Below are 22,615 nucleotides of genomic sequence, written 5' to 3'. Positions count from 1 at the left end.
TCCTACTCTTATCAAGAAATTAGGAATCTACGATCAATTCGGTCAATCTGGAACAGGTGACCAATTATTGGATGAATACGGATTAAGAGCAAAGGATATAGTAGCAAAAGTAAAAGAAAATATGTAAGATATAAAAAGCTGTGGAAAATTCCACAGCTTTTTTTGATTTGAAAAAAATAATATAAATTATTTAAAGTGCACACAATCTTTTCACAAAACTTTGATAAAATCAACAAAGATTTAAAAATTGCACAAATCAAATTATGTGGAGCTGATGATTTTGAAAAAAAAGATACAAATAATTAGGAATACTGTTCAACTTATATTTTTAAGTTTCTTATTGACTGGATTATATATGGAATTTAGAAAGATATTTATTGTACTACTTCCCATCTCGTTGTTAATGGGTAACTTCTTCTGTGGCTGGGTATGTCCTTATGGAGCTGCTCAGGAATTCTTTGGAGCCATTGGAAATAAGATTTTTAAAAAGAAATATAAAATGCCACAGAATATACAAAAATACCTGCAGTTTTCAAGATATATTCTTATGATATTTACAATTGTAGGTATAGGCACTATGTTTTTTGAGACTATTAATAGTTATAAAACATTTATAATTTTAGGTAAAAATATTTCTAATGTTATGATTTCTATCTCTTTAATTATAATGATTAGTTTCCTCGTTATTTCTATGTTGTTTGAGAGGCCATTTTGTAGTTATCTATGTATAGAGGGAACTAAGTATAGTCTTGCAAGTCTAACAAGGATTTTTACTATCAAAAAAAATACTGAAAGTTGTATAAATTGTAAGAAATGCAACAAAGTTTGCCCCATGAATATATCTATTTCTGATAAGAGTAGTGTTAGAAATAGCCAGTGTATAAATTGTTTTGAATGTGTAAGTATTTGCCCTGTTAAGGGGACTCTATCTTATGGAAAAGTTAAGGTCTCTTTTAAGAAAAAGTAATATATAGGTTTTATCAAAATTTGTGTCAAAAAAGTCAGGAGCTCCTAAGTTAGGAACTCCTTTTTTACTTCTCTTTATTTTATTTACTATACCTCCTCAAATTCAATAGTTTCATCGAAGTGAGAGATAGGGTGCTATTTTAAATTTAAAAACTCCTTGGGATTGTTCATAACGAGATTTTCTAAAAATTCTTTTTTATGAAGATTACTGATACTTGCCGATTTAACCACCTTATCAAATTGGTTAAAATAATTTTTATAATGTCCCTCATAGGAGTCCTCGGATAAAACCATAGGTACATCGGAACCCCATAGAAGTTTATCTTTGAGTCTGAATTCTCCCTCTGTAAACTGCCCTTTATAATCAAATTCAATAACTTTTCTAAGGTTGCTGGAAAAATCATTTAGTTTGTCCTTCCCATAATTATATCCTGATATATCGGAGTATGTGTTCGGGTATTTTTGAAGTAGTTTTATTATGGTGTAGGTCCATGAATTTTTATCTATGCCTCCAACCCAAAATTTTAAAGGGTCCAGCATATCCTCTACGCCGTCCTCTCCTCCAAAATGTGCAAAATTTATTTTTAAATTTTTAAGGTCAGGATTGTCGCTGAAAAGTTTCAGCCAATTTAAAGGGTTTGTAAAATTTTTAATCTCTTTTTTTGTGCTGCCTCCCCCATAACTTCCTTCCTGGCAATGAACAGTAATGGGGATATCTTTTTCAATACACCACCTGTAAAATTCTAAATATCTTTCCTTATTTGCAGGATAAGGGTTGAATCCCATTGGAGGATACAGTTTTATCCCCAGGATACTTCCGTTTTTAATTTCTTTTATAGTGGTATTTTGGGGAGAAGATCCATAAGTTTTCCATAAATTTTGTATCTGCTGCAGCCCGTCGGCATATCTTAGTTTTCTTAAATCAAAACCTATAAATGGACATATTTTTATCTTTAATTTTGCTGATGCCTTATCAACAGCATTTAACAGCCTTTCAGTTTGAGCTTTTAAATTAGAAAAATTATCCCCATCTTCTTTTACATAATCAAAATCCATGATTAAGGGTGTTATTAATATATCGGTATTACCGCCGGTTAAATCCAATAGGTGTTTTTCAAATTTAAATATACTCTCTTCTAAGCTTCTTTCGAAAAATTTAATAAAATCTTTCTTTTTTTCGATTTCTTTAATTTTATTGGCTGCGTACAATCCACCGGCTAAAGGGACAAAAAAAAGTTTTGAAAAAGTATTAAAATTTACCTTCCCCTGGATAGTTTCGTACAATGGAATATCAACAATATTAAATATATGGCAATGACTATCAATAAATTCTTTCATGGTGACAACCTCCTCAAATAAAAAGTATAATAGCAACTAATTAATTATGCTTTAAAAAAATTAAAAAATCAAAACTAAAAAAAGCTGTGGAAAATTCCACAGCTTTTTTGTTTATATATTAGGCTTATCTTACTTTATCTCCTCAAATTCAATAACTTCATCGAAGTGGGAATTACTGCCTTTTTCCTTTATGATATTTTCATTATTTACAGTGGAATAATATTTTTGCCGGCTAAACTTAGTCATTATTTCTATAAATTCCGATATATCTTTTTTAGATGCAGATAAAACTTCCGCTTTTTCCTGCTCCATATCTTCTAAACTTATATCATAGAGATAGTGGGTATATGACAGGTTCATAAGGGTATCGGGAGTATAAGCCTGATAATATTTTGCCATACTTTTCAGGATAAATCCGTCAAATTTTTCCTGCTTTATATCCAGCTCACCCTGTAAGTAATCGGGTATTTCCTTGTAGGTATCGATAGTTTTATCTACCTCTCCATCCCTATAAGATGAAGCCACGATATCCCTATTCAGTGTGATATAGAACCAGGCTCCATAGGCACCATTTTGTACTCGGATCTTTTTATTTAAATATTCGTTGATCATATTAGACATAATTTTATATTTCCCGTTGTACTTATAGCCCATATCAGTCAGGTTATTCCCCCAAGAGGTCGATCCGTTCTGGGCAGGTACTGTAATGGCTAACTTAGAATTTTCTAACTTTCCATAACTTATTTTGGGGGCAGGGGTGTCTTTCATCTTACCCAGAAAAGGTGTGATATCTGTTTTAAATTTTTCATAGCTGTCCCTGTTGGCATAGAAGATAAGTAAATTATCCTTATTGAATATTTTCTCCCGGATGCTCTTCATATCCTCCTGTAACTGAGGGAAATTATCATCATAATTGTCAAGAATATTATTTATCTTAGCCAGCATAGGAGGGTAGACATAGTAACCTCTTCCGCCGAAATTAACTTCCTCATCTAAATAGTAGCTATAGTTTGGATTGATCATAGACATAGCTTTGATTACCGACATCCTGTTGATAACATTAGCATCTGAGGAGCTGGTCAGAATAGAGTCCCGGAGACCCTCTAATCTTTTCTTTATTTCTAACTTATTGTCAAAGTTACCCTCTAAGAACAGATTTTCCAGGGTATTATATACCTCTGCACTATCATCCTGAAGGTATTCAAAATTTATTACGAACCTCCTGGAGATACTGTCGTTATCTAGAAGGACGGTCCTGTTGTTTAAGCCGAGTTTGAAAAAATATTTAGTTAAATTATTGGAGACCTCCTCAAAGGAAAAATCTTTGGTACTGCTGGCTGACATGAGATATGAAAATAATTCCGAATCTAATTTTTCAGACTGGTCAAATCCACTGGTATCAAACTTTAAAGAAACTAAGTTGATATCGTAGGTATTGATATCGTTGTCTACAAATGTGACACCATCTATATTCTCCTCCCTTCTTTTTACAGTGGGAATCTCAGAATTAGAAAGGTCCTTTAATTCTATACTGGGAATAGAATCTATAATTTTTTTATCTACAGGCTCCTTTGACCAGGCATTGAATTTTTTGATATCTGAATTTAAATCTGTCAATTCTTCACTATTTAGATTTTTTTCAAATTTGTCTAATTTTTCTTTTTCTAAAGTTTCATTTTCAGCTAAAAGACTTTCATCTGGAGTAAAGAAAATCTCTAACTTATTGGTGTTGTTTACAAAATATTCACCTATTAGCTGTTTGATTTTTTCAGGGTTATCAGCCAAGTCCTCTAATATTTTTATCTTATCGCCAGAGATAAATAAATAGGGCTTATCATAATAAAAATAACTTGTAGCTATACTTGTTGTGAGGTCCGAGGCTCTTTCTTTGGAATACTGGGATTTAGCCAGTTGTTTTTTATAGTCTCTCAGAGCCAGATCAATTATCTCCGGGTCTATCCCTTCACGAGCGACCTCTCTCATCTTGGCATCCATCAACTTTCTAAATTCAGCGACCTCTTCTTTTTTTGCTCCCTGGATAAGGTAGTATCCTCTAGGCTGGATAGTGCTGTCATTATACAGTCCAAAACTACCACTAATTTTTTTATCCACAAATAATTTTTTCAATGGGGAGATCTCGTAGTCAGCCAATAGGGATGTTATGAACATAAGCTCTGGCAGAGGTGTCTTAGGTTTCATAAGGGTTCCATAGATATAGATATTTGGTGATCCCTTAGGGGCTGGATAACTCTCGTTGTGAAACTCGTCTTTTAACTGTGTATTCTGAGTCTCTATTGCAGCGACCTCTGTCTTGTCATACTGGCTGTAATATTCATCTAATTTAGCGAGTTTTTTCTCTATATCCAGCTTTCCTGCTAAGACTGCAATGGAATTAGAAGGGGTATAGTATTTTTTATGAGTTTTTATGAGGTGATCTAAATCCAGATTAGGGATGCTGCTGGGTAATCCTCCAGAAGAAAATCTGTAGTTAGCCATAGGATCCGGATACATCAGTCTGTTCATTCTAAAGGACAGGTTTCTATATGGATTGGAAAAAGCTCCCTTCATCTCGTTGTAGACAATCCCGTTTATGACTAATTCATCGTTATTTGGGTTTCTGTCATATCTCCATCCCTCTCTTTTCAGGGTGTTTTCATCTTCTAATACCAACGGATTGAAAACAGCATCTAAGTAGATATCCAGCAGATTATTAAAGGATTTTGGTTCCACTGCTGAAAATGGATAGACTGTATAGTCCTGTCCGGTCATGGCATTTAAAAATGACGGGATATTTTTGGTATCCAGTTCATAGAATAGATTTTTATCGGGATATTTTTTTGACCCCTGTAAAACAGCATGTTCAAATACATGATTTACGCCGCTGTCATCTATTACAGGAGTTTTAAATGCAATGCCAAAAACTTTTTCAGGGGATTGGTCGTCTAAATAAATAACACGAGCACCTGTCTTTATATGTTCATAGATATAACTTGTAGCTCCTAAATTTTTAACCTCTCTCGTTTCGATGAGTTTAAAGGTTTCTTTTTCCTCTTCTTTCTTACCGCAAGAGATGAGGAAAGAAAGGGTCATAAGTATTATCAGTAATTTCATAGTGCCTCCATTTGTATATATTTTAAAGAATTACTAGAAGTTTACACTATATTGAATGTAATAACAAATTTTCGGATAGGATAGTGGGAAATAGGGTATAATAAATTGAGATAATTTTTAATTCGCCATAGGCGGTCGGGAGGTAAAAGATGATAAGGATAATATTACTGATAGCGGGAGCATTAATTTTTACCTCTTGTTATAAGGTGGATAATAGGACCTATAAAGCAACAGGGTATAATGAAAGGGTTAAATTTATAATACTCCACTATACAGCGGTTGATACAGAAAGATCTATTAGAACCCTGACTCAGGGAGAGGTAAGTGCTCATTATCTGGTGACGGATAAAAGATGGGATTCCATATATCAATTGGTTCCCGTTGAAAAAAGGGCATGGCATGCAGGCCAGAGTGAATTCGGAGGTAGAACCAACCTAAATGACAGCTCCATAGGGATAGAGGTAGTCAACAAGGGATATAAAAAAACAATTGCAGACCTGGACACGGAGAATGAAGTTAAAAATATAGCCAACAGGGAGTTTTATCCCTATGAGGATTACCAGATAAAAAAAATAGGAAGACTCCTCCAGGAGTTGGTGAAAGAATATAAGATATCCCCTAAAAATATCTTGGGGCATTCAGATGTAGCACCTGCGAGAAAACAAGATCCGGGGCCCATGTTTCCATGGGAGCACCTCTATAGGAAATATGGTGTGGGAGCCTGGTATAATGCGGCAGATTTTCAGAAATTCTATGATCAGGATCTATACGAAAAATATAGTGAAGCAGATATTCAGATGGAACTCAAAAGATATGGGTATGGACTTGATATAAATGGGGAAAAAGATGGAACGACCATAAAGGTTATAGGAGCTTTTCAGGCTCATTTCAGGCCGGCTAAGGTGACTGGGGAGATGGACCTGGAGACCTTTGCAATCTTGAAAGCACTCAATGAAAAGTATGATTGAGGAATAAGTAAAAGATGAAAAAAGAAAACCTTAGACACGGATTATACAAAATATCTTTATTTAGCAGAAAGGTGTGTAATTCAAAAATAATCTGTGATAATTAGGTGATCTGAGAAGAGAGATCAGGGTAGTTAGTTTTTTAGGGTTCTTTATTCATGGAAAAAAAATGATAAATATGGTAAAATATGCAGATATTATAAGGAACTCAGAGGAGGATCAGGGCTGATATGGAAACTAATAAATTGATAATAAACGGGGTATTTTATGTGATACTCACGACTTTTTTTATTTTCTTATGGTTAAAAGAGAAAAAAGTAGTAGCAAAGATAAGAGTTTATAGAGACAGATTTTCAGAATTTATAATTAAAAAGTTAAATATAAGATCTAAAGGTGCAAAAAAAGGAATAAAAATAACTGTTAATATCACTGAAGCCGTAGGGTCGGCATTAATCTTAGTGCTTATAATTCAAAAATTTTATTTGGGAAATTTTTTAGTGCCTACAGGGTCTATGATTCCGACTATTGTTCCAAAGGATAGATTATTTGGGAATATGGTGATCTATAAGTTTACCGAACCTTCAAGGGAAGATATAATCGTATTCAAGGAACCTGTGGGAAATAAGGTACTGTATACAAAAAGACTTATGGGCTTGCCTGGTGAGACTGTAGAGATCTATGGTGAAAGGCTGGTAATAGACGGTAATCAGATAACTGACAGGAGGTACTCCAACTTAGGAGAATTGGGATATAATCAGTGGATAATTCCTAAAAAAGGAGACAAACTTATTATAATTCCCATGGAAAATTACAGTGAAGTATTCAAACAAAATAATGTAGATATAGCCGAAGTACAAAAATTGCTGTTAGATACCCCAGGGGCACTGGCTAAGGTATTGCCAGAGGTAGATTTTTATATAAATGGTAAAAAGACAGGGATGATACTGGATTATATCCATGACGAAGAGGTGCTAAAAAAGTTATTGGCTGGAGAAACTGTAGAAACTACCATACCTGAGGATTATTTCTTGGCCTTAGGAGATAATACTGATTATAGTTCTGATTCTAGATTTTGGGGATTTGTAGCCCAACACAGGATTGAAGGAAAAGCTTTTGTGCGATTCTGGCCCTTAAACAGGATCGGGTTGTTGAAATAAAAAAGAATATTTTTAGCTACCAATAAACACTAATTATCAGTTAATAAAAATTAAAAATGACTCTTTCTGTCCTGTCGGACATCTTCCTCTTCGTAAAAGGAAGAACTGAAAAAAATGGACGCGGATGACACTAATAAAAAATTCTGTGAACCTCTTTGATCTCTGTGCCACTGTGTTGATAGCTTTTCTTTGTAAGACTTCGTGTAATTCGTGACAAAAAAGTATATATATAAGGAGTAGGGTAAAAAAATGATAGAGATAAGAGAGGTAGAAGAGAATGAATTGATGGATCTTTTTGACATAGAGCAAATTTCCTTTAAAAACAGTTATAGGATATCAACTCTGGCTGATCTGTATGGAAATCCATCCTATAAATTTTTAGGAATTTTTAATAGAAAGAGACTGGCAGGTTATATCATCTTGCTGGACAGTATAGATGTATATGAAGTTATAAAGATAGCTGTTTCTCCTAACTATAGAGGTAGGGGGCTGGGAAAAAAACTTCTGAGTTTTGTATTGGGAGACCTGGATAAAAACCTGATGTTGGAAGTCAGAGTATCCAATGGGACAGCGATCAATCTTTATGAAAGTCTGGGATTTGAAAAAATCAATATCCGAAAGGGATATTATGGTGATACAGGGGAAGACGGCATAGTATATTTGTTTACTAAATAAAATTAATCACGAACTAAAAACTTATAACTAAAAACTTATAACTAAAAACTAAAATTTTGACACAGATATCACAGATAAAAAAGATTAACACAGTGGGAACTCCTACTGTCCATTCGGACATCTCCCTCGATTGACGAGTACGAAAAATTTACTTTTAATAAAAGTGAATTTTACAATGTCATCAAGAGGGAGAACAGAAGAGAGAGTTCTGAAAATCTATAGTGATCTGTGTAAGAAAAAAAGGTTTTAGTTTCGCGAGAAGCGATTGGAGTAAAGAATGGAATATAAATTTATAGAAGATAAAGACGTAATAGAATTTGCAGAAAAGCATCTGCATCTTTCATATTCTACTGAAAAAGAGGTAGGAGAATTTTTTAAGGAATTAAAAAATATAAAGGGTATAAATTTTTTAGACTTTATAAGTGAGATGGGGATAGAGTTAAAAAATAACAGGAAGCACGATACAGTGAAATTTTTAAAGATCATAAGAGAATACAGGAATCCCATTATGAATAGGGCTATGAATAAGGTAAAGGGGTTGTCTAATTCCATAAAAGCTAAGGGATTAACAGTGGAAATACCTAAAAATTTAGAGGGAGACACACTAACTTTAACTTGGACCATCAAATCCGAGGAAGATGTAGAAAAAATAATGTGTCACCTGGAAAAAAAGAAGGAAGAAATAAAAAGTTTAATAACTACCATAAAATGTGGTGGATAAAAATATATTAGGAGATGAAGAGAAGAATGATGAATGTGTATTCAAACCCGTTAGTAGAGAGATATGGATCTAAAGAGATGTTAGAAAACTTTTCACCGAATAAGAAATTTTCAAGCTGGAGAAGGCTTTGGATTGCTTTGGCAGAATCAGAAAAAGAATTAGGATTGAATATAACCGATGAACAGATAGCAGAGATGAAAAAATATGTGAATGACATCAACTACGATGTTGCAGCTAAGAGAGAATTAGAGGTAAGACATGATGTAATGGCTCATGTACATGCATTTGGTGTACAGGCACCAAAAGCTGCACCAATTATCCATCTGGGAGCGACTTCTGCTTATGTAGGGGATAATACGGATTTAATTCAAATAAAAGACGGATATGAGATCTTAAAGAAGAAGTTTGTAAATATATTTAAAAATATGTCTGATTTCGCAATGGAATACAAAGATCTTCCTACCCTGGGATTTACACATTTCCAAGCTGCACAGTTGACTACAGTAGGGAAAAGAACTACATTATGGTTACAAAGTTTAATGTTGGATTTTGAAGAGCTGGAATTCAGAATGGAAAATATGAGATTCAGAGGAGTGAAGGGAACAACTGGAACTCAGGCTAGTTTCGAAGAGTTATTCAATGGGGATTATGATAAGGTAAAGCAGCTTGATATCATGGTTTCTAAAAAATTAGGTTTTGACAGAAGATTTATGGTAACTGGCCAGACTTATGACAGGAAAATAGATTCAGAAACATTGAACTTATTATCGAATATAGCTCAAACAGCTCATAAATTGACTAACGACATCAGGTTATTACAACATCTAAAGGAAATAGAGGAACCATTTGGAAAGAAACAAATCGGATCTTCAGCTATGGCATACAAGAGAAACCCGATGAGAAGTGAGAGAATATCATCGTTAGCAAAATTCGTAATAGCTATGCAGCAGAGTACAGCTATGACAGCAGCTACCCAGTGGTTTGAAAGAACATTGGATGACTCAGCAAATAAGAGATTATCTGTACCCCAGGCATTTTTAGCAGTGGATTCAATCTTGGTAATTATGCAAAACATTTTCGATGGAATGGTAGTGTATCCAAAGATGATAGAAAAGAGAATCATGTCTGAGCTGCCGTTTATGGCAACTGAATATATCATCATGGAAGGGGTAAAAAATGGTGGAGACAGGCAGGAACTGCATGAAAGAATAAGAGAACATTCCATGGAAGCTGGGAAACAAGTTAAGATAGAAGGAAAAGAGAACGATCTTATTGAAAGAATCTTAGCTGATGAATATTTTAATATAGACAAAGAAAAATTAATAAAAATCTTAGATCCTAAAAACTTTATTGGATTTGCTCCTCAACAAACAGTGGAATTTATAGAGGAAGAGATCAACCCAATCATAAAAAAATATGAGCACTTACTTGGAATGGAAGCTGGCTTAAGAGTATAGTTGTGAAAAGAAATAAAAAAAACGAAAATAAAAAGAGAGAGCTTTATTTAGTGGCCTTTGTGCTGCTAGCTCTCTATTTTTCGTTGTTTGAAACTATAATTCCAAAACCCTTTCCATGGATGAAATTGGGGTTAGCTAATTTAGCTACGATAATAGTTTTAGTAAAATTTGGAAAAAAAATGGCCTTTGAGGTTTTATTTTTAAGAGTTCTTATTCAGGGAATGATGATAGGAACCCTGTTTACCCCGGGATTTTTTATAAGTTTGATATCCGGAGTAATAAGTACAGGGGCCATGTGTTTTTTATATGGTTTAAAAAAACATGTAAGTCTTGTGGCAATAAGTATTTTTTCAGCTCTCACTCATAATATAGTACAATTAATAGTGGTGTATTTCCTCTTATTCAGGAGTGTTGATATTATGGGAAGATCCATATTGATATTTATAATGATATTTTTAGGGATAGGGGTTGTTTCAGGGGGAATAATAGGAGTTATAGCCAGCAGATTGAAATTACGGGAGGGGTAATTCATGAATTACCCGTACAGGAAAGAGAAAAATACAGGGGGATACAATATGCAAAAGAGAAAGTATTTTGGAACAGACGGGATAAGGGGAGAAGCCAACAGGGAATTAACAGTGGATATAGCCATGAGATTAGGTTATGCCCTGGCTTATTATTTAAAGAAAAAAAACCCGGATAAAAAAAAGATAAATGTAGTTATCGGAAGTGACACCAGAATATCCGGATATATGTTGAGGTCTGCTCTAATGGCAGGATTATCTTCTATGGGTGTTCATATTACCTATGTAGGAGTGCTGCCAACTCCAGGTGTAGCATACCTTACTCAAATAAAATCAGCTGATGCAGGAATAATGATTTCAGCTTCTCATAATCCGGCTAAGGATAACGGGATAAAGATATTCAGGAGTAATGGAACGAAGCTGCCGGATGAGATAGAGTTAGAGTTGGAAGTTTTAATGGACAGCTATGAGGAGATCTCAAAGGAATGTGTAGCAGGAGATAAAGTGGGGAAGGTACTTATGGAAGATGATGACTTTTTCCTATATAGAGACTTCTTATTATCTACTGTAAAGGGAGATTTTTCAGGGATGAAAATAATCTTAGATGCAGCCAATGGGGCAGCCTTTGAATTGGCTAGGTCAGTATTTTCAAGATTAGGAGCAGAGATAGTATCTATAAATGACCTGCCCAATGGAACGAATATAAATGTAAATTGCGGGTCAACTCATCCAGAAATTTTAGCTAAAGTTGTAGTGGGGTACAGTGCAGACCTGGGATTGGCCTATGATGGAGATGCTGACAGGCTGATGGCAGTGGATAAATTCGGGAATATAATAGATGGAGATAAGATCATATCTATATTGGCTTTAAATTTAAAAGAAAAAGATGAGTTGAATAATAATAAGGTAGTGACTACTGTCATGAGTAATATGGGGTTTGAAAAATACCTGGAAAATAAAGGGATTACTTTAGTGAGAGCTAATGTAGGAGACAGATATGTAATAGCTAAGATGAAGGAGCAGGGATTAAATCTCGGAGGGGAACAATCGGGGCATATAATAATGTCGGATTATAACACTACAGGAGACGGAGTTTTAGTATCTTTAAAATTAGTAGAAGCACTCCGTGACTGTGGTAAATCTATAGATGAATTGGTATCAGGTATAGTTGACTGGCCGCAAATTTTAGTTAACGTAAGGGTAGAAAACTCCAAGAAAAATACCTGGAATGAGAATAGTGTAATAAAAGAAATCATAAAGATAAAGGAAAAAGAGATGGACGGGTTAGGAAGGGTATTAGTCAGAACTTCTGGGACGGAACCTTTGGTTAGAGTCATGGTAGAGGGAAAGGATAAAACTCAGGTAGATTCAGTAGCGGAAGAGATAGCACAAGTGGTAAAAAAAGAATTGGGATAACTAAAGACTGAGAGCTTAAAATTCTAAATATTTAGACGCTGACTTGAAACGACTTTGGAAAAGAAGACTCTTTACGACAAAATCAAATAAGAAAGTTTGGTTTTGTCTGTATTTAAACGTCAGATTTTAGTCTGCGTCAAGGCTTTTAAATTTATAAAAAAGAGGATGATGAATATGTATAAAAATTTTTCCAAAGTATACGATATAATGATGGAATATGCAGATTATGATGGATGGAAGGATATCATCGAAGAAAAGATAGAAAGATATGGAGATGCTCCTAAAACTATCTTAGATTTAGGGTGTGGGACAGGAGAAGTCCTCCTCAGATTACTCCCTAATTATGAGATGACAGGTGTGGATCTGTCTAAAGAGATGGTGGAGATAGCCAATAGAAAGATAGATGCGGCATCATTTTATGTGCAGGATATGAGGGAGTTAAAATTAGATAAAAAACATGATGTTGTTATCTCTCTTTTCGATACGGTAAATCATTTGATCTCCATGGAAGGGCTGAAGAAAACTTTTTCCAGTGTGTGGAAAAACTTAAATGAAGATGGATTGTATATCTTTGATGTAGTAACCAGGGAACTCATGGATGAGATGTTTCCAGGAGGAAACTTTATAGATGACAGGGGAGATATAATGATCATCTGGGAGCACGAGGAGGATATGGAGGAAGGGGTAGATTATGTGGATACCACTTTCTTTGTGAAACAGAAAAATGGGATGTTTAAAAAGATAACAGAGGAATATGTAAAGAAGATATTTACTGTAGATGAGATAATGAATACTGCCAAAGAGGCAGGGTTCCAGGTAGTGGAAGTAGAAGAAAACTCAGAATTAGCAGGGGAAAGAATATTCTTTACATTGAAAAAATAACTAAAAACTTAGCCACCAAAGGACACTGATAATTAAGAACAGAGATCTGGGGAATTTAACCGCGAATTACGCTAATAACACGAAAGATATTCGTATCTCTCTTATTCAGATTATAATCTGCGTTCTATAGATTTTATAATAATTCATGCAATTCGTGACAAAAAAGACTTCTGTGCTGTAACTATAAAAAATTATAAAATTGGTGTAGATTGGTGGCAAAGTAAGTATTTCCCCGATTGACGAGTACGAAAAAATTATATTTAGTAAATATGATTTTTACGATGTCAAAGGAGAGAGTGTGATTAAAGGGAGAAAAAATGGAAAAAAACAGAAAAAATATCATGATGATATCATATATCATGTTTGCGTATATGGGGATAGCTTTTTTATCCCAGGGATCTTTAAAATTAGAGATGGCAGGCAGCTTTGGAATAACTACATCTAAATTACAATATTTATTCACGGTATTTTCAACGGCAAGTATGGTTACGGTAATCGCCAATAAGGTATTTTTAGAGAGAGTTCCACTGAGGGTGGAGGTTATTTTGTCCAGTGTGTTTATATTGGTTGGAACATTTTTTATGATTTTGACAAAAAATATAAATATATTCATGGTGGGATTAATACTGTCAGGCTTGGGGATAGGAATATATATATCTTTGGGGAGTTATTTGATTATGAATACATTTACCGAAGATAGAACCGGAAAACTTAATTTTCTGCATTTTTCATATTCTATAAGTGCAGTAATAACTCCTATTGTAGCAGCGGCATTGATTGGAATAAATCTCAGCTGGAATATGGTGTATACTATACTTTTAATTTTGGTAATTGCAGTTATTCTTTTAGCTCTCAAGACAAATTTTGATGGTGTGATCCATAAAAAAGAAGACAATGAAAATAATCGTGATTCAATTAAATGGGATCTTAAGGTATATTTATCGGCATGGATGCTTTTCTTATATGTTTTTACAGAGATGATATTTTCATATTGGATAGTGGAATATATGGTGAATCAAGGTGCTCATGGGGGAGAAGCCAAGGTATCCCTTTCAATATTTTGGTTATTTATAGCAGGAGGAAGATTGCTGACCGGTAAATTAGGCCATAAATTTAAGGTGAATAATATAGTTATAACTTTATTAATCGTGGCTTTGACATCGTATTTTACTCTGATGCTGGTTTCAGGGGTTTGGATCACCTATATCTTCGTAGGTCTTTTGGGGCTGGGATTTTCCAGTCTATATCCATCTATCATAGCTTTAGGAACCGAGGGAAGAAAAAATATAAGCCCCAGTCTGATGACCTTTATAATGACCTCCGGATCTGTAGGAGGGATAATATATTCTCCCATCTCCGGATGGGTAAATAGTAATTTTGATGTGGCGGCAACTGTGGGAATAGGGGTAATAACCACTGTATTGATGCTGTCTATATCACTTTATTTGAAATTTAAAAAATATAATGACTAAATATTAATAACAAGAGGTCTAAAATTTTTGAGTTTTCCGAGTAAAAACGTTTACATTTTGCACATTATATGATAAAATTTTTAGTGAAATTAATAACTTTGAAAATGTATATAAGTCTTTACTGTAGCAAAAACGGAAATAAAAGCAAAAAAAAGTATAAATTTAATGGAAAATTAAGAATTTAAATGAAAAAACAATACTAATGTATTATTATTATAACAAGAAAGGTTTAAATATATATACCTTGACACAATCGACCGGCAGGTAGTAAAGTATTTGTATGGAAATCTCAGTGGGAGGATATGGATATGGGCAGCAAAAATGACATATTTTATTACTTATCTTTACTCACTCAATTGGGATTCACTATAATATTTAGTATTCTGATATGTATTTTTATCTATAAAGTAATTGCAAAATTTATAGGTGAAAATATATTTTTATTTGTTTTTTTTATTATATTAGGTGTTGTAGGGGGATTTTATAATGCTTACCGCCTCATAATGAAAAAAAAATAACTTTGTTTTAAGCACAATTTGAGTCTATAAAAAGATTGACTTTATAGCAAAAAATAGAGTAAATTTTATAGGGTGGAAATAAATAAAAAACGAGGTAGAATAATGGGAAAAGAATTAAAAATACTCATAAGAAATAGTGTGATAACATCGGCATTGATACTTATATACGGGATAGTAACTTTGGATAAATTAGTGCTGCTGGCTATGTTCGGAGGCTCCTTAGTTTCCCTTCTGACTCTATATATGACCATAAGGGATGCAGAAGTTTCTGTCCACAGTTCAAACGCTAATAAAATAACGATATTAGGATACACTAAAAGGTATTTTGTATATGGTATATTTTTATATATAATGGCTAAATTTTTAGGATTTAGCGGTATTGTAATGGGAGGAATGGGACTTTTAAATGTTAAGTTCAACATATTATTATTTGGTGTTAATGGATTTATAAATAAATTGAAACACAGATTAAAAAATTAACTTCATGAAAGGAGGGTAGTTTTACTATGAGTAAGAAACCAATGAGTTTTAAAGTCTTTGCAGGGGTAGCAATAGCAGTAGCAGTAGTTATAAACTTTATATTAAAAGTTGCTGTGAAAGCTGGAGCAGTAAGTATACTTACGCCACCACTAGTTGAAGGACCGAAGGTAGTATTTTTTATACCGACTCCTCATAAATTTTCGTTCGCTATGGAAATGGCAAATGGAGGATATGGGATTCCAGTAACGATTACAGTTGTAACAACCTGGGTATTGATAGCTTTATTTTTCCTATTTTTTAATTGGGGATTAAAGAATCTTGAGATGGTACCAGGAAAAAAACAGGCATTTTTCGAAACATTATATGATGTGTATGATGGTTTAGTGACACAGATGTTTGGTAGAAGAGGAAGGGAATTTGTAGTGTATATATCAGCTTTAATAAGTTTTATAGCTATATCTAATATTACATCATTTTTTCCAATTCCAGGATTCAGCACAGTAAATGGACAGCTTGTTATATCTCCATTACTGAGATCTCCATCGGCAGATATCAACACGACATTAGGGCTAGCTCTAATAACAACTTACATGTTTGTATCAATGGCAGTCAAAGAACAAGGGATAAAAGGATATACAAAAGGATTGTGTGAACCAATTCCAGTTATGTTACCGATGAACTTAATCGGAGAATTAGCTAAACCAACTAATATCTCTATGCGTTTGTTTGGTAATGCATTTGCAGGTATGGTAATCATGGGACTGTTATATATGGCAGCACCAGTAGTAGTACCGGCACCATTACATCTATACTTTGATCTATTTCAAGGTCTAGTACAAAGTTTCGTATTTACCATGTTAACAATGGTATATATTCAAGGATCATTAGCAGAAGATGAATACAGAATTTAAAGTTTCGTATACACTATGTTCCAGAGATCAACGGCAACAAAAGACTAAGCAATAACAAAAATTATTTATAAAAAAATTTCAGGAGGTAAAAAATTATGGATATGATGACAGCAAAAACAATAATATTAGCAGCTTCAGCTTTAGGTGCTGGGTTAGCAATGATCGCAGGATTAGGGCCAGGAATAGGAGAAGGTTATGCAGCAGGTAAAGCAGTAGAATCAGTAGCAAGACAACCAGAAGCTAAAGGAGATATCATCTCTACAATGGTAATGGGTCAAGCAATCTCAGAATCAACTGGTATCTACTCATTAGTAATCGCTTTAATATTATTATACGCAAATCCATTCATCGGATTATTAGGATAAACTAACTTGAATCTAATAGATAGGTTTTAGATTAAATTTCTAAGAGAGGAGGTAGTTAGTTTGAACGAGACAATCATGCCAGCAGTAGGTATAGATATTAATCTATTTTGGCAAATAATAAACTTTGTTATACTTATTTTTGTTTTCAAGAAATATTTTCATAAACCATTGAATGATTTCTTAGAAACAAGAAGAGAAAAAATAGCAGGAGAATTAACTCACGCTAAAAAGGATAGGGAAGCAGCGGCTAGCTTAAATGAACAAGCAGCCATGACAAGAAAGACAGCAAAATTAGAAGCTAACAAGATAATAACTATGGCAGAAAAAAAGGCTGAAGACAGAAAAGAACATATTCTTAAAGAAACACACGCTACTAGAGAAAAGATGATAGCAACAGCAGAAGCTGATATCGCTAAGATGAAATCTCAAGCTAGAAAAGAACTGCAGGTTGAAGCTACTAAGTTGGCAGCGACATTAGCTGAAAAGATGATCAATGAAAAGATGAATAATGAACTAGGAGGAAACTTACTAGACCAATTCATTGATGAGGTAGGGGATACTAAATGATAGGGGCTAAAGTAGGAAAAAGATATGCTGTAGCAATTTACGATATTGCTGCAGGAGAAAATAAAGTAACTGAAGTCTATGAAACTCTTAATTCTATTATGGAAACATATTTAAATGATGTAGAGTTTAAAAATTTAGTAGCTCATCCGCTTATTTCAAAAGAAGATAAGAAAAACTTTGTAAATAAAGTATTTCCTGCCTTGGATGAAGTTGAGATGGATATAGTAGATTACTTAATTGATAAAGACAGACTACTAGACATTAGATCTATTGTAGCAGAGTTTTTAAAAATCTATTATGAAAAAAATCAAATAGTAGATGTAGAAGCTACCTTTGCGTTAGAACCTAGTGAAGTACAAAAAGAAAATCTAATTAAAAAATTAGAAACAAAAACAGGTAAAAAAATAAACTTAACTGTAAAGATAGACAGCTCTATTATCGCAGGTGGAATCCTTAAAATTGGGGACGAAATTACAGACGGTAGTATCAAGAGGCAACTAGAAACTTTATGGAAAAAATAGTGGTAGGAGGTGTACTAGTTGAAAATTAGACCGGAAGAGATCAGTTCTATTATAAGGACTGAGATCGAAAATTATAAAAAATCTTTAGATATAAAAACTTCAGGATCTGTAGTAGAAGTTGGAGACGGAATTGCTAGAATATACGGTTTAAGCAATGCAAAAGCCGGAGAATTATTAGAATTTCCAAATGGTGTAAGAGGATTGGTTCAAAACCTTGAGGAAAATAACGTAGGTGCGGTACTTTTAGGAGACGCAACTGCAGTTAAAGAAGGGGATGAAGTAAGAGCTACAGGAGAAATAGCATCTGTTCCAGCAGGAGAGGCGTTATTAGGAAGAGTAGTAAATGCACTAGGAGATCCAATAGATGGTAAAGGTGAAATAAAAGCCGAAACTAGAATGAATATAGAGAAAAAAGCTACAGGTATCATCCAAAGAAAACCTGTACATGAGCCAATGCAAACTGGAATCAAGTCAATAGACGGAATGGTTCCAATCGGTAGAGGACAAAGAGAACTTATAATCGGAGATAGACAAACTGGTAAAACAGCAGTAGCTATCGATACAATTATAAATCAAAAAGGTACTGGAGTTAAGTGTGTTTACGTAGCAATTGGTCAAAAAAGATCGACTGTAGTAAATATAGTTAAAAAGTTAGAGGATGCAGGAGCTATGGATAACACAATCGTAGTAGCAGCAACAGCATCTGAAGCAGCTTCATTACAATATATTGCACCATATGCTGGTGTAGCAATGGCAGAATACTTCTCAGAAAAGGGAGAGCACGTTTTAATCATCTATGATGATCTTACAAAACATGCCATCGCTTACAGAGAAATGTCATTATTATTAAAGAGACCACCAGGCAGAGAAGCATATCCTGGAGACGTTTTCTATCTACATAGTAGATTATTGGAGAGAGCGGCTAAATTATCTGATGAGATGGGAGCTGGATCAATTACAGCCTTACCGATCATCGAAACTCAAGCAGGAGACGTAGCAGCATATATCCCGACAAACGTAATCTCGATTACAGACGGGCAAATATTCCTGACTACAGACCTATTTAATGCAGGACAAAGACCGGCAGTTGACGCAGGAATATCTGTATCAAGGGTTGGAGGAGCGGCTCAAATTAAGGCTATGAAGCAGGTAGCTTCTAAAGTTAAATTAGAGTTATCTCAATACAATGAAGTATTATCTTTCTCACAATTTGGTTCTGACCTGGATAAGGCAACTAAAGCTCAGTTAGAAAGAGGACATAGAATCATGGCAATGTTAAAGCAGGCTCAATATAGACCGTATAAAGTAGAGGAGCAAGTAATCTCATTCTACTCTGTAACTAAAGGTCATTTAGATTCAATTGAATTAGAAGATATCGCTAGATTTGAAACTGATTTAATAGCTGATTTAAGAAATAATTCTACTATTTTAGATGAAATAGCAGAAAAGCAAGCTTTAGACAAAGATTTAGAAGCTAAGATAGACAAGGCTATATCAGAATTTAAAGCAAATTTTAGTTAAGTGAGGTGAGATTGTGGCTGCGAATATTAAAGAAATAAAGAGCAGGATCAAAGGAGTACAATCTACCCATAAAATAACTAAGGCAATGGAAGTTGTTTCTTCTACGAAATTCAAGAGATACTCTAAATTAGTAGGAGAATCAAGACCTTATTCAGAGGCCATGGATGGAATATTACGTAATATTGCAACTGGGATAAAGAATGAGAAAAATTCTTTGTTTGATGGAAAAGCTGAAGTTAAGAAGATAGGAGTTGTACTTATGACTTCTGACAGAGGACTTTGCGGGGGATTTAATTCCCAGGCAAATAAAGCTCTGGAAAGACTAAAGGCTGAAAATCCAGATAAGAAAGTTTCAATAATTGCCGTGGGTAAAAAAGGTAGAGATTATTGTAAAAAAAGAGATTATGATTTGAAGGGTGAATATATCCAATTAATTCCAGAAAGTATGTTTGAAAAAGCAAAAGAAATCAGTGAAAATATCGTTGATTTTTATTTGGAAGATATATTTGATGAAGTATATATCATTTATTCAAAATTTGTTTCAGCTGTAAGTTCGGATCTTACGACAAAAAGACTTATTCCTATTGAAAAAGTAGAGAGTGAATCCAATGAGCCGTACATCTTTGAACCATCAGCAGAATATATATTATCGACATTGTTGCCTAAATATCTAAATATAGTATTATATCAAGCTATATTAGATAATACAGCAAGTGAGCATGCAGCTAGAAAAACTGCCATGAAAAATGCAACAGACAATGCCGATGAATTAGTAGGAAGTTTAACTCTGCAATTTAACAGAGCTAGACAAGCTGCCATAACACAAGAAATTGCGGAAATCGTAAGTGGATCACTGGCACAGCAATAATAATAAAAGAGGAGGAGAACTTTGGAAAATAAAGGAACTCTTATACAGATAATAGGACCTGTAGTAGACGTAAAGTTCCCAGGAGATTTACCAAAAATCTATAACGCTATCAAGATAGAGTTAGAAGATGGTAAGACTCTAGTTGCAGAAGTTCAACAGCATTTAGGAAATAATGTTGTAAGAGCCGTTGCAATGGATGGAACAGATGGTTTACAAAGGGGAATGAAGGTAACAGATACTGGAGCAGCTATAACTATTCCAGTAGGAAGAGCAGTATTAGGTAGAATCTTAAACGTATTAGGCGAGCCAATCGATGAAGCAGGAGAAGTAAGTGCTGAAGAGACAGCTCCTATACATAGAGATGCACCAAACTTTGAGGATCAAGGAACAGGGGTAGAAATTCTTGAGACTGGAATCAAAGTAGTAGACTTATTGGCACCATACTTAAAAGGTGGAAAAATCGGTCTATTTGGAGGAGCAGGAGTAGGAAAAACTGTACTTATCATGGAACTTATCAATAACATTGCCAAGGGACATGGAGGACTTTCTGTATTCGCAGGAGTAGGAGAAAGAACAAGAGAAGGTAGAGACTTATTTGATGAAATGACTGAATCAGGAGTTTTAGATAAAACTTCATTAGTTTATGGTCAAATGAACGAACCGCCTGGTGCAAGACAAAGGGTTGCATTAACTGGTCTTACAGTAGCTGAGCATTTTAGAGATAAGGAAGGTCAAGATGTATTATTCTTTATCGATAATATCTTTAGATTTACTCAAGCAGGATCAGAGGTATCAGCGCTATTAGGAAGAATGCCTTCAGCAGTTGGATACCAGCCAAACTTAGCAAGTGAGATGGGATCTCTTCAAGAGAGAATCACATCTACAAAAACTGGATCTATCACTTCGGTTCAAGCGGTATACGTACCTGCCGATGACCTTACTGACCCGGCTCCAGCAACAACATTTGCCCATCTAGATGCAACAACAGTTTTATCTAGAAGAATCGCATCGTTAGGAATCTACCCGGCGGTAGACCCGCTAGATTCTACATCTAGAGTACTTGATCCGCAAGTTGTAGGTCATGAACACTATAAAGTAGCTAGAGATGTACAAGAAGTATTACAAAGATATAAAGAACTTCAGGATATCATCGCAATCTTAGGAATGGATGAATTATCTGATGAAGATAAATTAGCGGTAAGTAGAGCTAGAAAGATCGAAAGATTCTTCTCTCAACCATTTGCTGTTGCAGAGCAATTTACTGGAATGTCCGGTAAATATGTACCTGTAAAAGATACTATTAAAGGATTTAAAGAGATCTTGGATGGAGTACATGATGACTTACCTGAGCAAGCTTTCCTATATGTAGGTAGTATAGAAGAAGCTATCGCAAAGGGAAGAGACGTAATGAAGGGGGAATAAGATATGGCGACTTTTAAATTAGAAGTTATAACTCCTCTGAAAAAAGTATTAGAAATGGAAGTTGAAAGGGTAATTTTGAGAACTTCTGAGGGTGACATGGGTATATTAGCAAAACATGCTCCTTTAGTTGCAGAATTAGCTGTAGGAGAGATGAAGATAAATTCTGAAGGTACTGAGGAGAAATTCTTTGTAGCCGGTGGTTTTTTGGAGATCTCCAAAGATAGAACTTTAGTCCTGGCTGATGAAGCTATCAATATCAAGGATATTGATGTGGAAGTAGCTAGAAAAGAAGCAGAATTAGCTAAACAAAAGTTAGCTAAGTTAAAAGAGGACAGAGATATTGCGGTAACGCAAAAAGCTCTGCAATCAGCTTTGACTAAGATAGGAATGGTAGAAAATAGATAGATTTAAAATAAAAGGAAAGGTGCCACGGCATCTTTCCTTTTTTTATTATCTAGGAAATTATAAATTTGAATATTTGTAAAAAAGAAGAAATTTAGTTGGATGGTAAAGAATTTTTAGAGGAAAAATTACTTTTAGGAAATAAATGAATAAAAAAATGTATATAAAAAGGGGCTTAGAAAATAAGCTTCTTCGAAAATATTAAGTTGTAAAAATTTAAGAATAATGTAAATCTCCATATTTTTTATGATGAAAAGAAGTTAGCTTCATTTCGGTAAAACAATTAGGACAAATCAATGGATCTTTTCCATAAATTTTAAAAATACGTTCTCTCCAAGTTAAAGGAATGATAGCAG

Annotated in this window: 22 protein-coding genes; 20 read left to right on the top strand and 2 right to left on the bottom strand. The window is 34.2% G+C overall.

Translation table 11 applies throughout. The features are described 5' to 3' along the window. Positions 1 to 280 precede the first annotated feature (280 nt). Positions 281 to 967 carry a 4Fe-4S binding protein gene (locus tag DYH56_RS14010; protein WP_158539163.1) on the top strand — a complete coding sequence of 229 codons (687 nt, stop codon included), beginning with the start codon at positions 281 to 283 and terminating at the stop codon, positions 965 to 967. Between the two features lie 134 nt (positions 968 to 1,101). Here the strand turns inward: DYH56_RS14010 and DYH56_RS14005 are convergent, their stop codons facing one another. After that, positions 1,102 to 2,304: an amidohydrolase family protein gene (locus DYH56_RS14005; protein ID WP_114643500.1), complete on the bottom strand. Its 1,203-nt coding sequence runs from the start codon at positions 2,302 to 2,304 to the stop codon at positions 1,102 to 1,104. Positions 2,305 to 2,433: 129 nt separating this feature from the next. Beyond that, positions 2,434 to 5,415 (bottom strand): insulinase family protein, encoded by a 2,982-nt coding sequence (locus DYH56_RS14000; protein WP_114643499.1) that lies wholly within the window; start codon positions 5,413 to 5,415, stop codon positions 2,434 to 2,436. A 149-nt stretch (positions 5,416 to 5,564) separates the two neighbouring features. On the opposite strand from DYH56_RS14000, the gene DYH56_RS13995 reads away from it, so the two are divergent. The 19 genes from DYH56_RS13995 (at position 5,565) to atpC (ending at position 22,262) form a co-directional block, all read left to right on the top strand. Continuing rightward, positions 5,565 to 6,383, top strand: coding sequence for an N-acetylmuramoyl-L-alanine amidase (locus DYH56_RS13995; protein ID WP_202922760.1), 819 nt, complete (start codon positions 5,565 to 5,567; stop codon positions 6,381 to 6,383). Positions 6,384 to 6,610: 227 nt separating this feature from the next. Then, positions 6,611 to 7,537: a signal peptidase I gene (gene lepB, locus DYH56_RS13990; protein WP_114643498.1), complete on the top strand. Its 927-nt coding sequence runs from the start codon at positions 6,611 to 6,613 to the stop codon at positions 7,535 to 7,537. Positions 7,538 to 7,786: 249 nt separating this feature from the next. Next, entirely contained in the window at positions 7,787 to 8,212 is a 426-nt protein-coding gene (rimI, locus tag DYH56_RS13985) for a ribosomal protein S18-alanine N-acetyltransferase (RefSeq protein ID WP_114643497.1), read from the top strand. Between the two features lie 277 nt (positions 8,213 to 8,489). Next, the gene (locus tag DYH56_RS13980) at positions 8,490 to 8,933 is read left to right on the top strand and encodes a hypothetical protein (RefSeq protein ID WP_114643496.1); all 444 of its coding nucleotides are present in this window, start codon (positions 8,490 to 8,492) and stop codon (positions 8,931 to 8,933) included. 14 nt (positions 8,934 to 8,947) lie between these two features. Further along, on the top strand, positions 8,948 to 10,390 hold the full coding sequence (purB, locus tag DYH56_RS13975) for an adenylosuccinate lyase (protein ID WP_369928975.1): 1,443 nt from the start codon (positions 8,948 to 8,950) through the stop codon (positions 10,388 to 10,390). 2 nt (positions 10,391 to 10,392) lie between these two features. Further along, positions 10,393 to 10,917 carry a Gx transporter family protein gene (locus tag DYH56_RS13970; protein WP_114643494.1) on the top strand — a complete coding sequence of 175 codons (525 nt, stop codon included), beginning with the start codon at positions 10,393 to 10,395 and terminating at the stop codon, positions 10,915 to 10,917. 3 nt (positions 10,918 to 10,920) lie between these two features. After that, positions 10,921 to 12,330 carry a phosphoglucosamine mutase gene (gene glmM / locus DYH56_RS13965; protein WP_233500049.1) on the top strand — a complete coding sequence of 470 codons (1,410 nt, stop codon included), beginning with the start codon at positions 10,921 to 10,923 and terminating at the stop codon, positions 12,328 to 12,330. Between the two features lie 165 nt (positions 12,331 to 12,495). Then, positions 12,496 to 13,212, top strand: coding sequence for a class I SAM-dependent DNA methyltransferase (locus DYH56_RS13960; RefSeq protein ID WP_310739964.1), 717 nt, complete (start codon positions 12,496 to 12,498; stop codon positions 13,210 to 13,212). A 317-nt stretch (positions 13,213 to 13,529) separates the two neighbouring features. Further along, the gene (locus tag DYH56_RS13955; protein ID WP_114643492.1) at positions 13,530 to 14,684 is read left to right on the top strand and encodes an MFS transporter; all 1,155 of its coding nucleotides are present in this window, start codon (positions 13,530 to 13,532) and stop codon (positions 14,682 to 14,684) included. Between the two features lie 302 nt (positions 14,685 to 14,986). After that, entirely contained in the window at positions 14,987 to 15,202 is a 216-nt protein-coding gene (locus DYH56_RS16485) for an AtpZ/AtpI family protein (protein ID WP_114643491.1), read from the top strand. Between the two features lie 102 nt (positions 15,203 to 15,304). Continuing rightward, a complete protein-coding gene (locus tag DYH56_RS13945; protein WP_114643490.1) occupies positions 15,305 to 15,682 on the top strand; it encodes an ATPase in 378 nt (125 codons plus the stop codon). A gap of 113 nt (positions 15,683 to 15,795) precedes the next feature. Next, positions 15,796 to 16,593 (top strand): F0F1 ATP synthase subunit A, encoded by a 798-nt coding sequence (gene atpB, locus DYH56_RS13940; protein WP_114643502.1) that lies wholly within the window; start codon positions 15,796 to 15,798, stop codon positions 16,591 to 16,593. Positions 16,594 to 16,688: 95 nt separating this feature from the next. After that, on the top strand, positions 16,689 to 16,958 hold the full coding sequence (atpE, locus tag DYH56_RS13935; protein WP_028855184.1) for an ATP synthase F0 subunit C: 270 nt from the start codon (positions 16,689 to 16,691) through the stop codon (positions 16,956 to 16,958). A gap of 60 nt (positions 16,959 to 17,018) precedes the next feature. After that, the gene (gene atpF / locus DYH56_RS13930) at positions 17,019 to 17,525 is read left to right on the top strand and encodes a F0F1 ATP synthase subunit B (protein WP_114643489.1); all 507 of its coding nucleotides are present in this window, start codon (positions 17,019 to 17,021) and stop codon (positions 17,523 to 17,525) included. Continuing rightward, on the top strand, positions 17,522 to 18,046 hold the full coding sequence (atpH, locus tag DYH56_RS13925; protein WP_114643488.1) for an ATP synthase F1 subunit delta: 525 nt from the start codon (positions 17,522 to 17,524) through the stop codon (positions 18,044 to 18,046). The genes atpF and atpH overlap by 4 nt, the downstream gene beginning before the upstream one ends. Before the next feature lie 18 nt (positions 18,047 to 18,064). Then, on the top strand, positions 18,065 to 19,567 hold the full coding sequence (atpA, locus tag DYH56_RS13920) for a F0F1 ATP synthase subunit alpha (RefSeq protein WP_114643487.1): 1,503 nt from the start codon (positions 18,065 to 18,067) through the stop codon (positions 19,565 to 19,567). A gap of 13 nt (positions 19,568 to 19,580) precedes the next feature. Next, entirely contained in the window at positions 19,581 to 20,435 is an 855-nt protein-coding gene (atpG, locus tag DYH56_RS13915; protein WP_114643486.1) for an ATP synthase F1 subunit gamma, read from the top strand. Between the two features lie 21 nt (positions 20,436 to 20,456). Beyond that, positions 20,457 to 21,857 (top strand): F0F1 ATP synthase subunit beta, encoded by a 1,401-nt coding sequence (gene atpD / locus DYH56_RS13910; protein WP_114643485.1) that lies wholly within the window; start codon positions 20,457 to 20,459, stop codon positions 21,855 to 21,857. A gap of 3 nt (positions 21,858 to 21,860) precedes the next feature. Continuing rightward, entirely contained in the window at positions 21,861 to 22,262 is a 402-nt protein-coding gene (gene atpC / locus DYH56_RS13905; RefSeq protein ID WP_114643484.1) for an ATP synthase F1 subunit epsilon, read from the top strand. The last annotated feature ends 353 nt before the right edge of the window (positions 22,263 to 22,615 follow it).

Origin of the sequence: Psychrilyobacter piezotolerans, from assembly GCF_003391055.1 — a bacterium.
Classification (GTDB): domain Bacteria; phylum Fusobacteriota; class Fusobacteriia; order Fusobacteriales; family Fusobacteriaceae; genus Psychrilyobacter; species Psychrilyobacter piezotolerans.
Note: the sequence above shows the minus strand (reverse complement) of the source record. Positions and strands in the feature narration are given on the sequence as shown.

Excerpts from the sequence above, each read along its gene's own strand:
- DYH56_RS14005 (WP_114643500.1), bottom strand. The coding sequence starts at position 2,304 with ATGAAAGAATTTATTGATAGTCATTGCCATATATTTAATATTGTTGAT.
- DYH56_RS14000 (WP_114643499.1), bottom strand. The coding sequence starts at position 5,415 with ATGAAATTACTGATAATACTTATGACCCTTTCTTTCCTCATCTCTTGC.
- DYH56_RS13995 (WP_202922760.1), top strand. The coding sequence starts at position 5,565 with ATGATAAGGATAATATTACTGATAGCGGGAGCATTAATTTTTACCTCT.
- lepB (WP_114643498.1), top strand. The coding sequence starts at position 6,611 with ATGGAAACTAATAAATTGATAATAAACGGGGTATTTTATGTGATACTC.
- rimI (WP_114643497.1), top strand. The coding sequence starts at position 7,787 with ATGATAGAGATAAGAGAGGTAGAAGAGAATGAATTGATGGATCTTTTT.
- DYH56_RS13980 (WP_114643496.1), top strand. The coding sequence starts at position 8,490 with ATGGAATATAAATTTATAGAAGATAAAGACGTAATAGAATTTGCAGAA.
- purB (WP_369928975.1), top strand. The coding sequence starts at position 8,948 with ATGAAGAGAAGAATGATGAATGTGTATTCAAACCCGTTAGTAGAGAGA.
- glmM (WP_233500049.1), top strand. The coding sequence starts at position 10,921 with ATGAATTACCCGTACAGGAAAGAGAAAAATACAGGGGGATACAATATG.
- DYH56_RS13960 (WP_310739964.1), top strand. The coding sequence starts at position 12,496 with ATGATGAATATGTATAAAAATTTTTCCAAAGTATACGATATAATGATG.
- DYH56_RS13955 (WP_114643492.1), top strand. The coding sequence starts at position 13,530 with ATGGAAAAAAACAGAAAAAATATCATGATGATATCATATATCATGTTT.
- DYH56_RS16485 (WP_114643491.1), top strand. The coding sequence starts at position 14,987 with ATGGATATGGGCAGCAAAAATGACATATTTTATTACTTATCTTTACTC.
- DYH56_RS13945 (WP_114643490.1), top strand. The coding sequence starts at position 15,305 with ATGGGAAAAGAATTAAAAATACTCATAAGAAATAGTGTGATAACATCG.
- atpE (WP_028855184.1), top strand. The coding sequence starts at position 16,689 with ATGGATATGATGACAGCAAAAACAATAATATTAGCAGCTTCAGCTTTA.
- atpH (WP_114643488.1), top strand. The coding sequence starts at position 17,522 with ATGATAGGGGCTAAAGTAGGAAAAAGATATGCTGTAGCAATTTACGAT.
- atpC (WP_114643484.1), top strand. The coding sequence starts at position 21,861 with ATGGCGACTTTTAAATTAGAAGTTATAACTCCTCTGAAAAAAGTATTA.